This is a genomic window from Kitasatospora sp. NPDC088742 (assembly GCF_055584905.1).
This window is the reverse complement of the sequence record NZ_JBVJLD010000001.1, coordinates 24,173-37,872: the sequence shown is the minus strand read 5'-3', so window position 1 is coordinate 37,872 and position 13,700 is coordinate 24,173. Positions and strand designations below refer to the sequence as shown.

Sequence of the window (13,700 nt, the reverse complement as noted above, 5' to 3'; positions counted from 1 at the left end):
CACCCGGCCGGTCAGAGGCCGGACTTGACCTTCACCATCTCCGCCCGCACGTGCTGGAGCAGCGCCCTGGTCTCGTCGTCCAGCCAGGCGGGCGGAGCGGCGATCCGCGCGTTGAGCTCCTGGATCCAGCCGATCCGGCGGTTCTTGTCGGCGTACTCGTCCGCCAGCGCGGCCGCGTAGACGTGCACGTTGGCGTAGTTGAGGCCGTTGAGCAGCGCGGTCGTCAGGGCCGCGTTGGTCGCGGCGGTGCCGACCGCCGCGCTGTTCGACTTCTCGGCCGGCACCCAGTTGGCCAGGCCCCGCACGCCGTCCGGCTCGACCACCATGGTCAGCGCGTTGGCGAACTGCTTGCCGTGCGGACCGGGCGTGGTCCACCGGGTGTGCCAGTCCTGCCCCGGGCCCGCGCCGTAGGCCTGGAAGTAGCCCAGGTGACCGGCCGCGCCGGCCGAGTTCTCGGAGGTGCGCGCGTAGTTCTCCAAGGTCAGGTAGTCGGTGCCGTCGATCGCCACCACCCCGCCCCAGTGGAAGCCCCAGACCTGCCGGTTGAGGGCCACCAGGTCGGCCAGCTGGCGGTTGTTCGCGTAGTCGAAGACCTGCTGCCCGCTCGGCAGGTGCGGGTGCGCGGTGCCCAGCGAGGCGCTGTACAGCCCCTGGGCGACGGCGGTCGGGCGGGCGTGCTGGTTGAGGCCGAAGGCCTGGAGGTCGGCCGCGAGGTTCGGCGCGTGCAGCACGCCGCCGTTGGCCAGGGTGTGCAGGTCCTCGCCGTAGTGCCGGGCGATCAGGTCCCGGGCCGCGTCCCGGGCGGGGACGGCGGCGGGCAGGTCGGCGAGCGGCAGCACGGCCCGCACCAACTGGTTGGCCAGGTGGTACTCGCCGAAGACCGTCTGCTCGGTCGGGTTGCTGCCCAGGAAGGCCTTGCGACCCAGCACCGGCTTCGGCTGGAGCACGGAGCCGATGACGTTCTGCACCACGGCGTCGCAGTTCTCGGTCATGGTGACGGTGCCGGCGCTGTTGCGTGCGCTGAGGTTCGCCTGCCGCACCCGGACCAGCGTGGTGGCGGCCCCCGCGCCCGGCAGGGTGAAGGTCACCGTCCGGGTCGGCTCGGCGAAGAGCTGGAACTCCGAGCCGGCCCGGGCCAGCGCCTTGTTCCACTGCGGCAGCTGCGCCGGGTCGGCGAAGAAGAACTTCGGCTGACGCCGGGTCAGGTCGGCGGACTCGATCGCGAACCGCCCGTTCTGCGAGACCGCCAGCTGGGTGCCGGCCGGGGCCGCCACCAGGTTGGGCGCGCCCGCCGCGTTCCGGAAGGTGTAGCCGACGTACGCCGCCGGGTCGGCGACGAACTCCTGTGCCTCCAGCGGATGGCTGGTGGTGTACGTCGGCGCCACGGCGCCCGGTCCGGCCAGGTTGTAGTGCAGCATCGGTGAGACCCCCCAAGGTCGGTTCGGGCCGACCCCGTCCCCCGTCCGGCCCCGGGCCATGATGGCACCCGGGGTTCCCGTTGCGGAGGGCTCGCGCACGGCCCGCGCGGGGGGCGCGCAGAGAACGGGCCGGTGCGCCGGGCCCGCCCTCAGCCGGTCAGCAGCGGCAGCACCTGGCGGCAGAGGCCGTCCAGGGCGGCGCGCTGCTCCGGGCTCAGCGAGGCGAAGGCCCGGTGCGCCTTGGCCATGTCCCGGTGGACCTGCTCCAGCACCTCCAGCCCCTTCTCGGTGACGGTGACGATCTTGACCCGGCGGTCCCCGGCCGAGGCCTCCCGGTGGGCCAGTCCGAGGCCCTCCAGTCGGTCGACGATGCCGGTGACGTTGGAGGCGTCACAGCCGAGGCGCCCGGCCAGCGCCCGCATCGGGACGGGTTCGCGCAGCGACTTGAGCGCCTTGGCCTGGGACGAGCTGAGCCCGTGCCGGGCGGCGGCGGCCGCGAAGTCCTGGAAGTAGGCGGTGCCGACGGCGGCGACCGCCTCCATCAGGTCCGCAGTGGAGGGAGGGGTGGTGGTGCCCATGCCGCAAGGGTACGCACAGTCGCTTGACATACTCCAGTTTCGAGCAGGTGAAGGAAGTCAGAGCACCAGTTGGTCGAACAGCCGGCGCAGCTCCGCCTCCGGGTCGGCGGTCAGCCCGGTGTGCACCGGGCCCGGCTGCACCACCGCGCTGCGCGGCGCGGTCAGCCAGCGGAACCGCTGCCCCGGGCTGTCCCCGGCGGCCGGCCCGGCGGCGGCGCCGCCCTCGCAGACCGCCTCGAAGCCGTAGAGCGCGCGCCGGACCCCGGCCACGTCGGCCACCGGGTCCAGCGCCAGCAGCCGGCCCTGGTCCAGGTGGGTGCGGGCGGCCAGGTGGGAGCTGTACCGGCAGTAGAGCATCACGCCGATGTTGACGAACTCGCCGCGCTCGACCCGGGGCACCGCCCGGATCACCGCGTACTCGTAGTCGTGCAGCCGGTCGGTCATCAGGCGGCCACCTCCGGGAGCCAGTCGCGCGGCCCGGCCAGCCGGGCGGACAGCTGGGCCAGGTACGCGGCGCGCACCTCGGCCGGGGAGCCGAAGCCGGGCTCGTCGGTGAGCCACTCCTCGGGGATCAGCGCCACCGCGCGCTCCACCGCCTCCTTCGCCAGCGGCGCCAACTCCTCGTCGGCAGCCGCCAGCTGCGGGGCGAAGGCGCGCAGCGCGTGGTCCGAGGCGTCGTACGGGCGGCCCACCCAGGAGGCGGCCCCGGCCCAGTGGTGATGGAAGATCAGGCTGGCCCCGTGGTCGATCAGCCGCAGGCCGCCGGTGGCCACCAGCAGGTTCGGGTTGCGCCAGGAGCGGTCCACGTTGCCGATCAGCGCGTCGAACCAGAGCACCCGCCCGGCCAGCTCCGGGTCGACCTCGAAGCAGAGCGGGTCGAAGTTGAGCGCGCCGCTGACGAAGGCCATCCCGAGGTTGACCCCGCCGCTGGCCCGCATCTGGTCCTGGATCTGCGTCTCGGGCTCGCTGCGCGCCAGCACCGGATCGAGGTCGACCCGCACCAGCTCGGGCACCGGGAGCCCGAGGCCGCGCCCCAGCTCCCCCGCGAGCACCTCGGCCACCAGGGCCTTGCGCCCCTGCGCCGCACCGGACCACTTGAGCACGTAGAGCCGCCGGTCGTCGCCCTCGACCAGACCGGGCATCGACCCGCCCTCGCGCAGGGGCGTCACGTACCGGACCGCCGTCACCTCTTGAAGCACGCGATCACCCTAGTGCCTCACCCGGTGGCAACCCGTCAGCGCCCGTGCAAGGGTGGCGAACAGTTGTCCCGGCACGGCCCCTCGGACCACTCGGCCCACTCCTCGGACCACACAGATAAGGACCGGACGATGGCACGACCTCGAATCCTGATCGTCGGCGGCGGTTTCGCCGGTCTGGAGTGCGCGCGCCGGCTGGAGCGCAAGCTCGCCCCCTCCGAGGCGGAACTCACCCTGGTCACCCCGTTCAACTACCAGCTCTACCTGCCGCTGCTGCCCCACGTCGCGGCCGGGGTGCTCACCCCGCAGTCGGTGGCGGTCTCGCTGCGCCGCACCCTGCGCCGTACCCACATCCTGCCCGGCGGGGCGATCGGGGTGGACCCGCGCTCCCGGGTCTGCGTGGTCCGCAAGATCACCGACGAGGTGGTGGCCGAGCAGTACGACTACCTCGTGCTGGCCCCCGGCAGCGTGACCCGGACCTTCGACATCCCGGGCCTGACCGACTACGCGCGCGGCATGAAGACGCTGGCCGAGGCGACGTACGTGCGCGACCACGTGATCGCCCAGCTGGACCTGGCCTCGGCCACCCTGGACCAGCACGAGCGCGAGTCCCGGCTGCAGTTCGTGGTGGTCGGCGGCGGCTACGCGGGCACCGAGACGGCGGCCTGCCTCCAGCGGCTGACCACGGCGGCCAGCAAGCGCTACCCGCGCCTCGACCCGCGGCTGATCAAGTGGCACCTGATCGACATCGCCCCGAAGCTGATGCCCGAGCTCGGCGACAAGCTCGGCACCAGTGCCATGGAGGTGCTCCGCGACCGCGGCGTGGACGTCTCGCTCGGCGTCTCGGTGGCCGAAGTGGGCGCCGAGACGGTCAAGTTCACCGACGGCCGGGTGCTGCCCTGCCGCACCCTGATCTGGACGGCCGGCGTGGCCGCCAGCCCGCTGATCGGCACCCTGGACGCCGAGACGGTGCGCGGCCGGGTGGCCGTCACCGCGGAGATGCGGGTGCCGCAGTTCGAGAACGTCTTCGCGCTCGGCGACGCGGCGGCCGTGCCGGACCTGGCCAAGGGCGACGGCGCGGTCTGCCCGCCGACCGCCCAGCACTCCGCCCGGCAGGGCAAGAAGGTGGCCGACAACCTGGTCGCCGCGCTGCGCAACCAGCCGCTGGAGCCGTACTACCACAAGGACCTGGGCCTGGTGGTGGACCTCGGCGGCAAGGACGCCGTCTCCAAGCCGGTCGGCGTCGAACTCCGGGGCTTGCCCGCCCAGTTGGTGGCCCGTGGCTACCACATGATGGCGATGCGGACCAACGCCGCGAAGTTCCGGGTGGGCGCCAACTGGCTGCTCAACGCGACCGCCGGGGACGACTTCGTCCGCACCGGCTTCCTGGCCCGTCAGCCCGCCCGGCTGCGCGACTTCGAGTACACCGACGCGTACTTGACCAAGGATCAGGTCCGCGAGCACGCCCAGGCCCTGCTGGCCAAGGGCTGACCCCGGGCCCCTTACCCCTGGCCCCGACGGAGCCCCCGCGCGCGGCGCGGGGGCTCCGTCGCGTCTCAACGGGCCGTCAGGTACATCCCGTTGGCGTCCTGTCCGGCGGTGTTGCGGCAGGACTGGTCACCGCTCTTGGCCCAGAGCAGGGTGAGGCAGCGGCCGAGCGCCAGCTGGCCGTAGTAGTTCGGGTGCATGGACTCCTGGACGTCGCCCTGCGAGGCCGACAGACCCGCGTCCACGAAGCGCGCCCACTCGCTGGAGGTGGCGCTGGGCGCGGAGCTGGAGCTCGCCTGCTTGGTGGCCTTGGAGCAGACCTCACGGCCCGCCAGCATGTCCCGCAGGTCCAGGAACTGCACGCCCTTGGCCTTGGCGACCTTGGCCAGCTCGTCGGAGATCTGCGGCACCAGCGAGGAGCGCGCCCAGTCGGCGTCCCCGTTCCAGAACGGGCAGCCGCCGGTGTCGGCCCGGCTCCAGCCGCTCTCGGAGTAGCGCATGTCCGCGCCGCGCGGGATCGGCGAGGGGTAGGACTGGAGCACGATCCGGTACGAGGACGAGGCGTACCCGGCGTTCGTCATCACCGCGCGGATCTCGTCGATCGACTTGCCCACCCCGGCCATCGCGGCCGGCATCCGGGAGTCCACCGCCGCCTGCTGGTCGTCGTAGCAGTACGAGTACCAGATCAGGTAGTCCTTGACGCAGGTCTCGATCACGTCGGCGAAGCCGAGGTCGTTGCCCCCGATGGAGAGCGTGATCAGCTTGACGTCGTTGGCGGCCGCCACCGCCGCGAGCTGGTCGGCCTGCGGGGCCTCGCCCTTGTAGGCCTGGCCGCCGTTGCTCGCGCGGAAGACGTTCTGGCTGACCGCCCCCGAGCAGGCCAGGTTGATCTGGGTCTGCGCGATGCCGGTGGCGCTGCGCACCTCGGCCGAGTCCGAGCGGTCGCAGCCGTTGGCGTAGCTGGTCCCGTAGGCCCGGGTGGGGTCGTAGGCGCTGCCGGTCCAGGCCCGGTCGGTGCCCGAGCGGCTCCCGGAGGCGGTGACGCTGTTGCCCTTCCAGCGCCCGGCCTCGCCGGAGATGTAGCTGTCCCCCATCGAGACGGAGGCGGTGGGGCCGGTGGCGGCCTGCGCGGGGGTGGTGAAGGCCAGCAGCGGGAGGGCGAGGGTGGCTGCGGCCAAGAGACGCACGGCGGTTCTGATGCTTCGACAGTTTTCGAGCACGGCGAAACTCCTGCGAACGGCCTCCCTGGCGTGGGGTGGGGAGGCGCTTGTGAGGGTGTACCGCCGGCCGGTGGCGCCAGAAATGTGACATGCCCACCGTTGTTACCGCTAGGTATCCGACAGGAGTTTCTTGGACGACCTTGGCGCGGGCAGCACCAGGTGACGGACCGGCCACGGAGGGTCCGTCACCTGCGTCTCCGCCGCCGCCTCAGACCAGCCGCGACCCCATCCGCCCCGGCAGCAGCACCGCCGCCAGGTCCGCCGCCAGCGCGGCGGCCTCGGCCTCCGGCAGCGCCGAGACGGTGAAGCGGACGGCCGGCGGGGACTGGATCCGGTACCGGGCGCCGGGCGCGGCCACCCAGCCGCGCTGGGCCATCGCGGCGATCGCCCCGGCCTCCTCGGCCACCGGCACCCAGACGTTCAGCCCGCTCGCCCCGTGCGCGGCGATGCCGTGGGCGGCCAGCGCGGCCAGCAGGGCGCCCCGGCGGGCGTCGTAGACCTCGGCCACCCCGGCGGCCGCGCCCGAGCGCCAGAGCTCGGCCACGGTGCGCTGGAGCAGCAGCGAGACCCAGCCCGAGTCCAGCCGCTGGCGGCCCAGCACCCGGCCGACGGTGTCCTCGTCGCCCGCCACCAGCGCCAGCCGCAGGTCCGGCCCGTAGGCCTTGGCGGCCGAGCGGACCACGGCCCAGGCCGCGGTCACCCCGGCCAGCGACTGGTGGGCCTGGGTCACGATGCCGTGCCCGTGGTCGTCGGCGATCACCAGCACCTCGGGGTGCCGGGCCAGCACCTCACGCAGCGCGGCGGCCCGCTGCGGGGTGAGCGCGGCGCCGGTCGGGTTCTGCGCCCGGACAGTGACCACCACGGCCCGGGCCCCGGCCGCCAGCGCGGCGGCCAGCGAATCCGGCAGCGGGCCCTCGTCGTCCAGCCGGACGGGGGCCGGGCGCAGCCCGAGGGCGGGCAGCTGGTCGATCAGGCTACCCCAGCCCGGGTCCTCGATGGCCACCGAATCCCCGGGCCGCAAGCGGGAGTTGAGGATCCGTCCGATCGCGTCCAAGGCGCCCGAGCAGACCGCGAGCGCCCCGTCCGGCACCCCGTCGGCCAGGAAGCCGGCCCGGCCCAGGGCGAGCAGCGCCGGATCGGCCACCGGGTGCCCGTACAGGGTGGGGGCGGCGTCGGCGGCGGCCGCGGCCACCGCGAGGGCGGGGGCCAGCGGGGGCAGCAGGGCCGGGTCCGGGTTCCCCGCCGCCAGGTCGCGGGCGCCGGGCGGCACCGGGACGGCGATCTGGTCGCGCGGGGTGGTGACGGGGCGGGGCAGCACCCGGCTGCCCTTGCGCCCGGCGGTCTCGATCACGCCCCGGTCGCGCAGCAGGCGGTAGGCGGCGGCCACCGTGTTGGGGTTGACCCCGAGCTCCACGGCCAGGTCGCGCAGCGCCGGGAGGGCCGAACCGGGCGGCAGCTGCCCGTCGTTGACGGCCCGTTCGACGTCCGCGGCAATCTCGCTGGCACGCCGCCCCTTGATCGTATAGTCTCCTAGCACAAAGTAGATTATGCACTAGTACATAGAGGTTGTCATGTCGGACGCGCCCACCTACACCCGGAACGCCCGCACCACCCCGACCCGCTACCGCGACCGCGCCACCTGGGAGCAGGAGGCCATCCACGCGATCCTGGACGCCGCCTGGGTCTGCCACCTCGGCTTCGTGGTCGACGGCGCACCCGTCGTGCTGCCCACCATCTTCGCCCGGGTCGGCGACCGCCTGTACGTGCACGGCTCCACCGGCAGCCGCCCGATGCGCGGCGCCTCCGGCGAGCAGGGCATGCCGGTCTGCGTCACCGTCACCCACGTGGACGGCCTGGTGCTCACCAAGTCCGCCTTCAACCACTCCGTCAACTTCCGCTCCGTGGTGGCCCACGGCACCGCCCAACAGGTCACCGACCCCGAGGAGCTGGCCGTCGCGCTGGACGCCCTGGTGGACCACGCCGTCCCCGGCCGCTCCGCCGAGACCCGCCGGGCCAACTCCAAGGAGCTGGCGAAGACCGCGGTGCTCCGGCTGGTCCTGGACGAGGTCTCGGCCAAGACCCGGGCCGACGGCGCGGGCGACGACGAGGAGGACCTCGGCCTGCCGTACTGGGCCGGCGTGATACCCGTCGCCCCGGTCTACGGCACCCCCGAGCCGCACCCCTCCACCACCGTCCCGCTCCCGGAGAACCTCCGGGCGCTCACCTCCTGAGGCCCCGTCATGCTCATCCGATCCTGGGACCGCGGCGAGGAGCCGGAGTGGCGCCAGTGGCTGGCCGAGGGCCGTGACTTCGGCCTGCTGGCCGCCAACGGGCCGGACGGCCGCGGCCCGGTCCTGGTGCCGACGCACTTCCTGCTGGACGGCGACACCGTCCTGCTCCACCTGGCCAAGCCCAACCCGTTCTGGTCCGCCGTCGCCGCCGACCCGAAGGTCACGCTGGCCGTCACCGACGACTACGCCTACGCCGCCGGGCAGTGGCGGGCCGCCCCGCACGTGCCGACCAGCTACTACGCCTCGGTGCACTTCTCCTGCACCGCCGAGGCGGTGGACGACGCGGCGGGCAAGGCGGAGATCCTCAACCGCCAGCTCGCGCACTTCGAACCGGACTGGCCCGGCGGGGCGGTGACGCCCGGTCAGGCCCCGTACGGCGGGCAGCTCTCCGGCCTGCGCGGACTGCGGCTGGCCATCGACCGGGTGGACGCCAAGTTCAAGTACGACGACAAGAAGCCGGCCGCCGAGCAGGCCGCGATGGCCCCGCACCTGACCGGCCGGGACACCGGCGCCCGGGAGCAGCTGCTGCGCCGCAACGCGCGGCGCACCGGGGGCTGCCCGGTCTGATCCGCGCTCCGAGGGGCCGGACGAGTGGCGACGGAATGCGACATTCCATCAGATCAACCGCAGAACATGCGATTTGACGCACCGGCTGATGGAATGGAGGGCGATTCCTGTCCGTTCCGTCCGGCCCCGGGAGCGCGCCCTGTCCACCACCCCTGAGACCAAGCCGTCCGGTGACGCCCACCTCGGCCACGTGGTCTTCATCTCGGCCGCCGCCGCCATGGGAGGTTTCCTCTTCGGCTACGACAGCGCCGTCATCAACGGCGCGGTGACGGGCATCCAGAAGCACTTCGAGGTCGGCAACGGCGAGACCGCCTTCGTGGTCGCCATCGCCCTGCTCGGCTCGGCGGCGGGCGCCGTGATCGCCGGCCGGCTCGCCGACCACTTCGGCCGCGTCCGCACCATGCTGCTGGCCGCGGTGCTCTTCGCGATCAGCGGCGTCGGCTCGATGTTCCCCCCGAGCATCGGGGTGCTCGGCTTCTGGCGGGTGATCGGCGGCATCGCGATCGGCATCGCCTCGGTGATCGCCCCCACCTACATCGCCGAGGTCGCCCCCACCGCCTACCGCGGCCGGCTGGCCTCCTTCCAGCAGCTGGCCATCGTGCTCGGCATCACCGTCTCCCAGCTCGCCAACTGGGCCCTCAACGAGGCCGCCGGCGGCGAGTCCACCGGCCACCTCGGCGGCGTCCAGGCCTGGCAGTGGATGCTCGGCGTGGAGACCATCCCGGCCCTCGTCTACGGCCTGATGGCCCTCTCCATCCCCGAGTCGCCCCGCTACCTGATCGCCGACCGGCGGGAGGAACAGGCCCGCAAGGTCCTGCGCGAGGTCGAGGGCCCCGACGTGGACCTGGACACCCGGGTCGCCGAGATCCGCTCGGTGCTCGACACCTCCCACAAGCCGGGCCTCAAGGACCTGCTGGGCGGGCGCTTCGGCCTGCTGCCGATCGTCTGGATCGGCATCGGCGCCTCGGTATTCCAGCAGTTCGTCGGCATCAACGTGATCTTCTACTACTCCTCCTTCCTCTGGCAGTCGGTGGGCATCGACGAGTCCAACTCGCTGCTGATCTCGCTCTCCACCTCGATCGTCAACGTGGTCGGCACCGTCATCGCGATCGCCCTGGTCGACCGGATCGGCCGCAAGCCGCTCGCCCTGGCCGGCTCCATCGGCATGGCCGCCGCCCTGGCCACCGCCGCCTGGGCCTTCTCCTACCGCCACGGCACCGGCGACACCGCCACCCTCGACGACACCCACGCCACCGTGGCGCTGGTCGCCGCCCACGTCTTCGTGCTCTGCTTCGCCTTCTCCTGGGGCGTGGTGGTCTGGGTCCTGCTCGGCGAGATGTTCCCCAACAAGATCCGCGCCCTGGCCCTCTCGGTGGCCGCCTCCGCCCAGTGGATCGCCAACTGGGCGATCACCGTCACGTTCCCGAACCTCTCGGACTGGAACCTCTCCGCCACGTACGTCATCTACGCGGCCTTCGCCCTGCTCTCGATCCCCTTCGTGGCGTTCTGCATCAAGGAGACCAAGGGCAAGTCACTGGAGGAGATGGGCTGAGTGGACGTCACCCTGCCCGCCGCGGGGCTCGGCCCCGGCGTCCTGCTGCTCCCCGAACCCGGCACCGACGCCTCGGAGCTGACCGGCCGTCTGCTCGCCGAGGGCTTCGCGGTGCTCACCGGTCCCCCGGACCCGGCCTTCACCGACGACCGCCTGGTCGGCGACGCCATCGGCGTCGTCGGCCTCGGCCCGGGCGGCGGCCTCGCGCTCGAACTCGCCACCACCCTCGGCGACCGCGTCGCCGCCGTGGTCACCTGCTACGGCCTGCCCGCCGACCCGGACTTCTCCTACCTCGGCCTCACCGCCCACGTCCTCGGCCACTTCGCCGAATCCGACCCCACCATCCCCCTCACCGCCGTCGACGAAGCCGCCATCCGCCTCGGCGAGGCCACCGACGTCCGCCCCGAGATGCACTTCTACCCCACCACCCACGGCTTCCTGACGGACCACCAGGACGACCTCCAGTCCACCATCGCCTGGCAACGCACCCTCACCTTCCTCTGGGCCCACCTCGGCTGATTGGGGGCGCGGGGAACTGCGCGAGTACGGAAGGCGGACGACAGCCAGATCGGGGCAAGCGAGCCAGTTGCACGTGCTGCCGCCCCCCTGCGCGCAGTTCCCCGCGCCCCTGGTGTCACCAAAATCCGGATGACACCACTCCGCGGAGCGGCCATAGTCACCCGGTGAAGACCCACCGTTTCGCCTGGGCCGGCCGCAACTACCGCGTCCAGACCGCCGCCACCGTGATCGCCGGCCTCGGCAACGCCGGAGCCCCGATCGCCACCGCCTTCGCCGTGCTGGACCTCGGCGGCGGCGCGACCGCGGTCGGCCTGGTCACCGGCGCCCACCTCGCCTCCATGGTGGTCTTCCTGCTCCTCGGCGGCGCCCTGGCCGACCGTCTCCCCCGCCACCACGTCATGGTCGGCGCCAACCTCTTCAACGCCGCGTCGCAGGCGCTGCTCGCCGTCCTCGTGCTCACCGGCACCGCCCAGCTCTGGCAGCTGATCGCGCTCTCCGCCGCCGGCGGCGCGGGCCAGGCGTTCTACGCGCCCGCCTCCGAGGGCATGATCATGGAGTCGGTGGCCAAGGAGCACGCCGCCCGCGCCTTCGCCCTCTTCCGGATGGCCCTGAACGGCAGTCAGATCGCCGGCGCGGCCCTCGGCGGCGTCCTGGTCACCGCGATCGGCCCCGGCTGGGTGCTGGCCGTGGACGCGGCCGGCTTCACCCTCGCCGCCGCGCTCCGCCTGCTCCTCGACCTGGAGGCCCCGACCACCCCCGCCGAGGAGAGCGGCATGGTGCAGGCCCTGCGCGAGGGCTGGCGCGAGTTCGCCTCCCGCCGCTGGCTCTGGGCGGTCGTCCTCCAGTTCTCCCTGGTCAACGCCTGCCTCGGCGCCGTCGAGTCGGTCTACGGCCCCGTGGTCGCCAAGGAGCGCCTCGGCGGGGCCGACGCCTGGGGCCTGGCCCTCGCCGCCTTCTCCGCCGGACTGTTCCTCTCCGGCTTCCTGATGGTCCGTTGGCAGCCGGCCCGCATCCTGCTCACGGGCAACCACGGCGTCTTCCTGTTCGCCGTCCCCGCCTACGCGCTCGCGCTCCACGCCCCGCTGCCGGTGCTCTGCGCCGCGATGTTCACCAGCGGCGTCGGCATCACCGTCTTCGGCGTCAACTGGATGGTCGCCCTCCAGCAGGAGGTCCCGGCCGAGCTGTTCTCCCGGGTCTCCGCCTACGACTACTTCGGCTCGATCGCGCTCGCCCCCGTCGGCACCGCCCTGGCCGGACCGCTCGCGGCGGGCCTCGGCATGGACAGCGCGCTCTGGCTCTGCGCCGTCTCCACGACCGCCCTCGCCGTCGGCGTGCTGGCCGAACCCCAGGTGCGCCGGCTGCGCCGCGCCCCCGCCCTGGCCGCCGTTCCGGAACGACTGACCGTCACTTCCTCCTGACGCCGCGCAACCGTCCCCGGGCCTCGTTCGTCCGACCATGTGACAGGAGTCACCTGGGGGGAGCCCACTTGCCGAAGCCACTGCTGTTCCTGGACGTCGACGGCGTCCTCAACCCCGTCTGCCCGCATCCGGACGCGGACTTCGACACCCACACGCTGTTCGGCTACGCCGTGCTGCTCTCCGCCCGCCACGGCGACTGGCTGCGCGAACTCTCGCAGACGTACGACCTCTGCTGGGCCACCACCTGGGAGGACCACGCCAACGAGCACATCGCCCCGGTCCTCGGCCTCCCCCCGCTCCCCGTGGTGCACTTCTCCGGGTACGTGGCCCGGCCGGACGACCCCAAGGTGCCGGTGCTCGACCTGATAGCGGCTCACAAGTGGGCCCCGCTGCTGCGCTACGCGGCCGGGCGGCCATTCGCCTGGATCGACGACGTGATCCCCGGCTCGCTCACCCGCCGCTCGGCGCTGCGCCGGGACAGGCTGCTGCTGCGCATCGACCCGGGCCAGGGCCTGGAGCGCCACCACGTGGACCGCCTCCTGCGCCGGCCCCCGGTGGCCCAGCGGCTCGGCCTGTCCTGCGCCTGACGGGCCGTCACCCCGTCGGCAGCCAGCTCACGTGCCCCGCCAGCAGCGCGTACCCGACGAAGGCCACCGTGTCGATCAGCGCGTGCGCCACCACCAGCGGCATCACCCGCCCCCACCGCCGGTACAGCAGGCAGAAGACCACGCCCATCACGATGTTCCCGACCAGCCCGCCGACGCCCTGGTACAGGTGGTACGAGCCGCGCAGCACCGAGCTGGTGACCACCATCGCGGGCCAGCTCCACCCCAACTGCCCGGTGCGGCGCAGCAGGAAGCCCAGCACGATCACCTCCTCGGCGATCGAGTTCTGCCAGGCCGAGCCGATCAGCACCGGCACCCGCCACCACACCTCGGGCAGCCCGGACGGCGCCACGGTGAGGTTGAACCCGGCCGCCTGGGAGGCCAGGTAGAGCAGCAGGCCGGAGCCGCCGATCGCGGCGGCCACGGCCGTGCCGCGCCCGACGTCCCGGAGCTTCTCGCGCAGGTCGAAGCCGAGCACCCGCAGCGAGAAGCCCTCGCGGACCAGCAGGTAGCCGACCAGCGCCACCGGCATCAGGCCGCGCAGGATGTAGTAGAGCTGCCAGGCCAGGTCCAGCCAGGGGCGGCCGGGGGCGCGCGAGCCGTTCAGGGTGGCGACCTGCTTGGCCAGTTCGGCCGGCTCGGTGAGGGAGCCCACGAAGCTGATCAGGGCACCGAGCCCGCTCATCCCGAAGGAGAGCCCGAGCACCACCAGCAGCTCGATCCCGAGCAGCCGCCGGGAGGTGCCGGCGGTCTCGGGCGGGGTGGACACCGCAGTCACCATGACTCCCACGAGGAACGACCGACCCGGCCGGGCGGCCGGGTCGATCATCCTCGCACACCGTTCCGAG

Annotated in this window: 14 protein-coding genes; 7 read left to right on the top strand and 7 right to left on the bottom strand. The window is 73.1% G+C overall.

Going from position 1 to position 13,700, the window contains the following annotated elements; all coding sequences use genetic code 11:
- Positions 1 to 11 precede the first annotated feature (11 nt).
- From ACZ6ZR_RS00165 to ACZ6ZR_RS00150, 4 genes are all read right to left on the bottom strand, one after another.
- The gene (locus ACZ6ZR_RS00165; protein WP_465637723.1) at positions 12 to 1,418 is read right to left on the bottom strand and encodes a hypothetical protein; all 1,407 of its coding nucleotides are present in this window, start codon (positions 1,416 to 1,418) and stop codon (positions 12 to 14) included.
- A gap of 149 nt (positions 1,419 to 1,567) precedes the next feature.
- Positions 1,568 to 1,996: a MarR family winged helix-turn-helix transcriptional regulator gene (locus tag ACZ6ZR_RS00160; RefSeq protein ID WP_465637721.1), complete on the bottom strand. Its 429-nt coding sequence runs from the start codon at positions 1,994 to 1,996 to the stop codon at positions 1,568 to 1,570.
- A 57-nt stretch (positions 1,997 to 2,053) separates the two neighbouring features.
- Complete coding sequence (locus tag ACZ6ZR_RS00155) at positions 2,054 to 2,440, bottom strand: DUF3037 domain-containing protein (protein WP_465637719.1); 387 nt, start codon at positions 2,438 to 2,440, stop codon at positions 2,054 to 2,056.
- A complete protein-coding gene (locus ACZ6ZR_RS00150; protein WP_465637717.1) occupies positions 2,440 to 3,195 on the bottom strand; it encodes a HipA family kinase in 756 nt (251 codons plus the stop codon). The genes ACZ6ZR_RS00155 and ACZ6ZR_RS00150 overlap by 1 nt, the downstream gene beginning before the upstream one ends.
- Before the next feature lie 129 nt (positions 3,196 to 3,324).
- Between ACZ6ZR_RS00150 and ACZ6ZR_RS00145 the strand changes: the two genes are divergently transcribed.
- Positions 3,325 to 4,683, top strand: a complete 1,359-nt coding sequence (locus ACZ6ZR_RS00145; RefSeq protein WP_465637715.1) for an NAD(P)/FAD-dependent oxidoreductase — start codon at positions 3,325 to 3,327, stop codon at positions 4,681 to 4,683.
- 65 nt (positions 4,684 to 4,748) lie between these two features.
- On the opposite strand, the gene ACZ6ZR_RS00140 is transcribed toward ACZ6ZR_RS00145, so the two are convergent.
- Both ACZ6ZR_RS00140 and ACZ6ZR_RS00135 read right to left on the bottom strand, forming a co-directional pair.
- Entirely contained in the window at positions 4,749 to 5,867 is a 1,119-nt protein-coding gene (locus ACZ6ZR_RS00140) for a GDSL-type esterase/lipase family protein (protein WP_465637713.1), read from the bottom strand.
- A 241-nt stretch (positions 5,868 to 6,108) separates the two neighbouring features.
- Positions 6,109 to 7,437, bottom strand: coding sequence for an aminotransferase class I/II-fold pyridoxal phosphate-dependent enzyme (locus ACZ6ZR_RS00135; RefSeq protein WP_465637711.1), 1,329 nt, complete (start codon positions 7,435 to 7,437; stop codon positions 6,109 to 6,111).
- A 34-nt stretch (positions 7,438 to 7,471) separates the two neighbouring features.
- Between ACZ6ZR_RS00135 and ACZ6ZR_RS00130 the strand changes: the two genes are divergently transcribed.
- The 6 genes from ACZ6ZR_RS00130 (at position 7,472) to ACZ6ZR_RS00105 (ending at position 12,834) form a co-directional block, all read left to right on the top strand.
- Positions 7,472 to 8,131, top strand: coding sequence for a pyridoxamine 5'-phosphate oxidase family protein (locus ACZ6ZR_RS00130; protein WP_465637709.1), 660 nt, complete (start codon positions 7,472 to 7,474; stop codon positions 8,129 to 8,131).
- 9 nt (positions 8,132 to 8,140) lie between these two features.
- The gene (locus tag ACZ6ZR_RS00125; protein ID WP_465637707.1) at positions 8,141 to 8,758 is read left to right on the top strand and encodes an FMN-binding negative transcriptional regulator; all 618 of its coding nucleotides are present in this window, start codon (positions 8,141 to 8,143) and stop codon (positions 8,756 to 8,758) included.
- Between the two features lie 88 nt (positions 8,759 to 8,846).
- Positions 8,847 to 10,310: a sugar porter family MFS transporter gene (locus ACZ6ZR_RS00120; RefSeq protein WP_465637705.1), complete on the top strand. Its 1,464-nt coding sequence runs from the start codon at positions 8,847 to 8,849 to the stop codon at positions 10,308 to 10,310.
- Entirely contained in the window at positions 10,311 to 10,829 is a 519-nt protein-coding gene (locus ACZ6ZR_RS00115; RefSeq protein ID WP_465637704.1) for a dienelactone hydrolase family protein, read from the top strand. It begins immediately after the preceding gene.
- Between the two features lie 164 nt (positions 10,830 to 10,993).
- Positions 10,994 to 12,247, top strand: coding sequence for an MFS transporter (locus ACZ6ZR_RS00110; protein ID WP_465637702.1), 1,254 nt, complete (start codon positions 10,994 to 10,996; stop codon positions 12,245 to 12,247).
- Between the two features lie 68 nt (positions 12,248 to 12,315).
- Positions 12,316 to 12,834, top strand: a complete 519-nt coding sequence (locus ACZ6ZR_RS00105; RefSeq protein ID WP_465637701.1) for an HAD domain-containing protein — start codon at positions 12,316 to 12,318, stop codon at positions 12,832 to 12,834.
- A gap of 7 nt (positions 12,835 to 12,841) precedes the next feature.
- Here the strand turns inward: ACZ6ZR_RS00105 and ACZ6ZR_RS00100 are convergent, their stop codons facing one another.
- Positions 12,842 to 13,633: a CPBP family intramembrane glutamic endopeptidase gene (locus ACZ6ZR_RS00100; RefSeq protein ID WP_465637700.1), complete on the bottom strand. Its 792-nt coding sequence runs from the start codon at positions 13,631 to 13,633 to the stop codon at positions 12,842 to 12,844.
- Between the last annotated feature and the right edge of the window lie 67 nt (positions 13,634 to 13,700).

Coding starts and splice junctions, on each gene's coding strand:
- ACZ6ZR_RS00155 (WP_465637719.1), bottom strand. CDS start 2,440: ATGACCGACCGGCTGCACGACTACGAGTACGCGGTGATCCGGGCGGTG.
- ACZ6ZR_RS00160 (WP_465637721.1), bottom strand. CDS start 1,996: ATGGGCACCACCACCCCTCCCTCCACTGCGGACCTGATGGAGGCGGTC.
- ACZ6ZR_RS00100 (WP_465637700.1), bottom strand. CDS start 13,633: ATGGTGACTGCGGTGTCCACCCCGCCCGAGACCGCCGGCACCTCCCGG.
- ACZ6ZR_RS00130 (WP_465637709.1), top strand. CDS start 7,472: ATGTCGGACGCGCCCACCTACACCCGGAACGCCCGCACCACCCCGACC.
- ACZ6ZR_RS00120 (WP_465637705.1), top strand. CDS start 8,847: ATGGAATGGAGGGCGATTCCTGTCCGTTCCGTCCGGCCCCGGGAGCGC.
- ACZ6ZR_RS00165 (WP_465637723.1), bottom strand. CDS start 1,418: ATGCTGCACTACAACCTGGCCGGACCGGGCGCCGTGGCGCCGACGTAC.
- ACZ6ZR_RS00145 (WP_465637715.1), top strand. CDS start 3,325: ATGGCACGACCTCGAATCCTGATCGTCGGCGGCGGTTTCGCCGGTCTG.
- ACZ6ZR_RS00125 (WP_465637707.1), top strand. CDS start 8,141: ATGCTCATCCGATCCTGGGACCGCGGCGAGGAGCCGGAGTGGCGCCAG.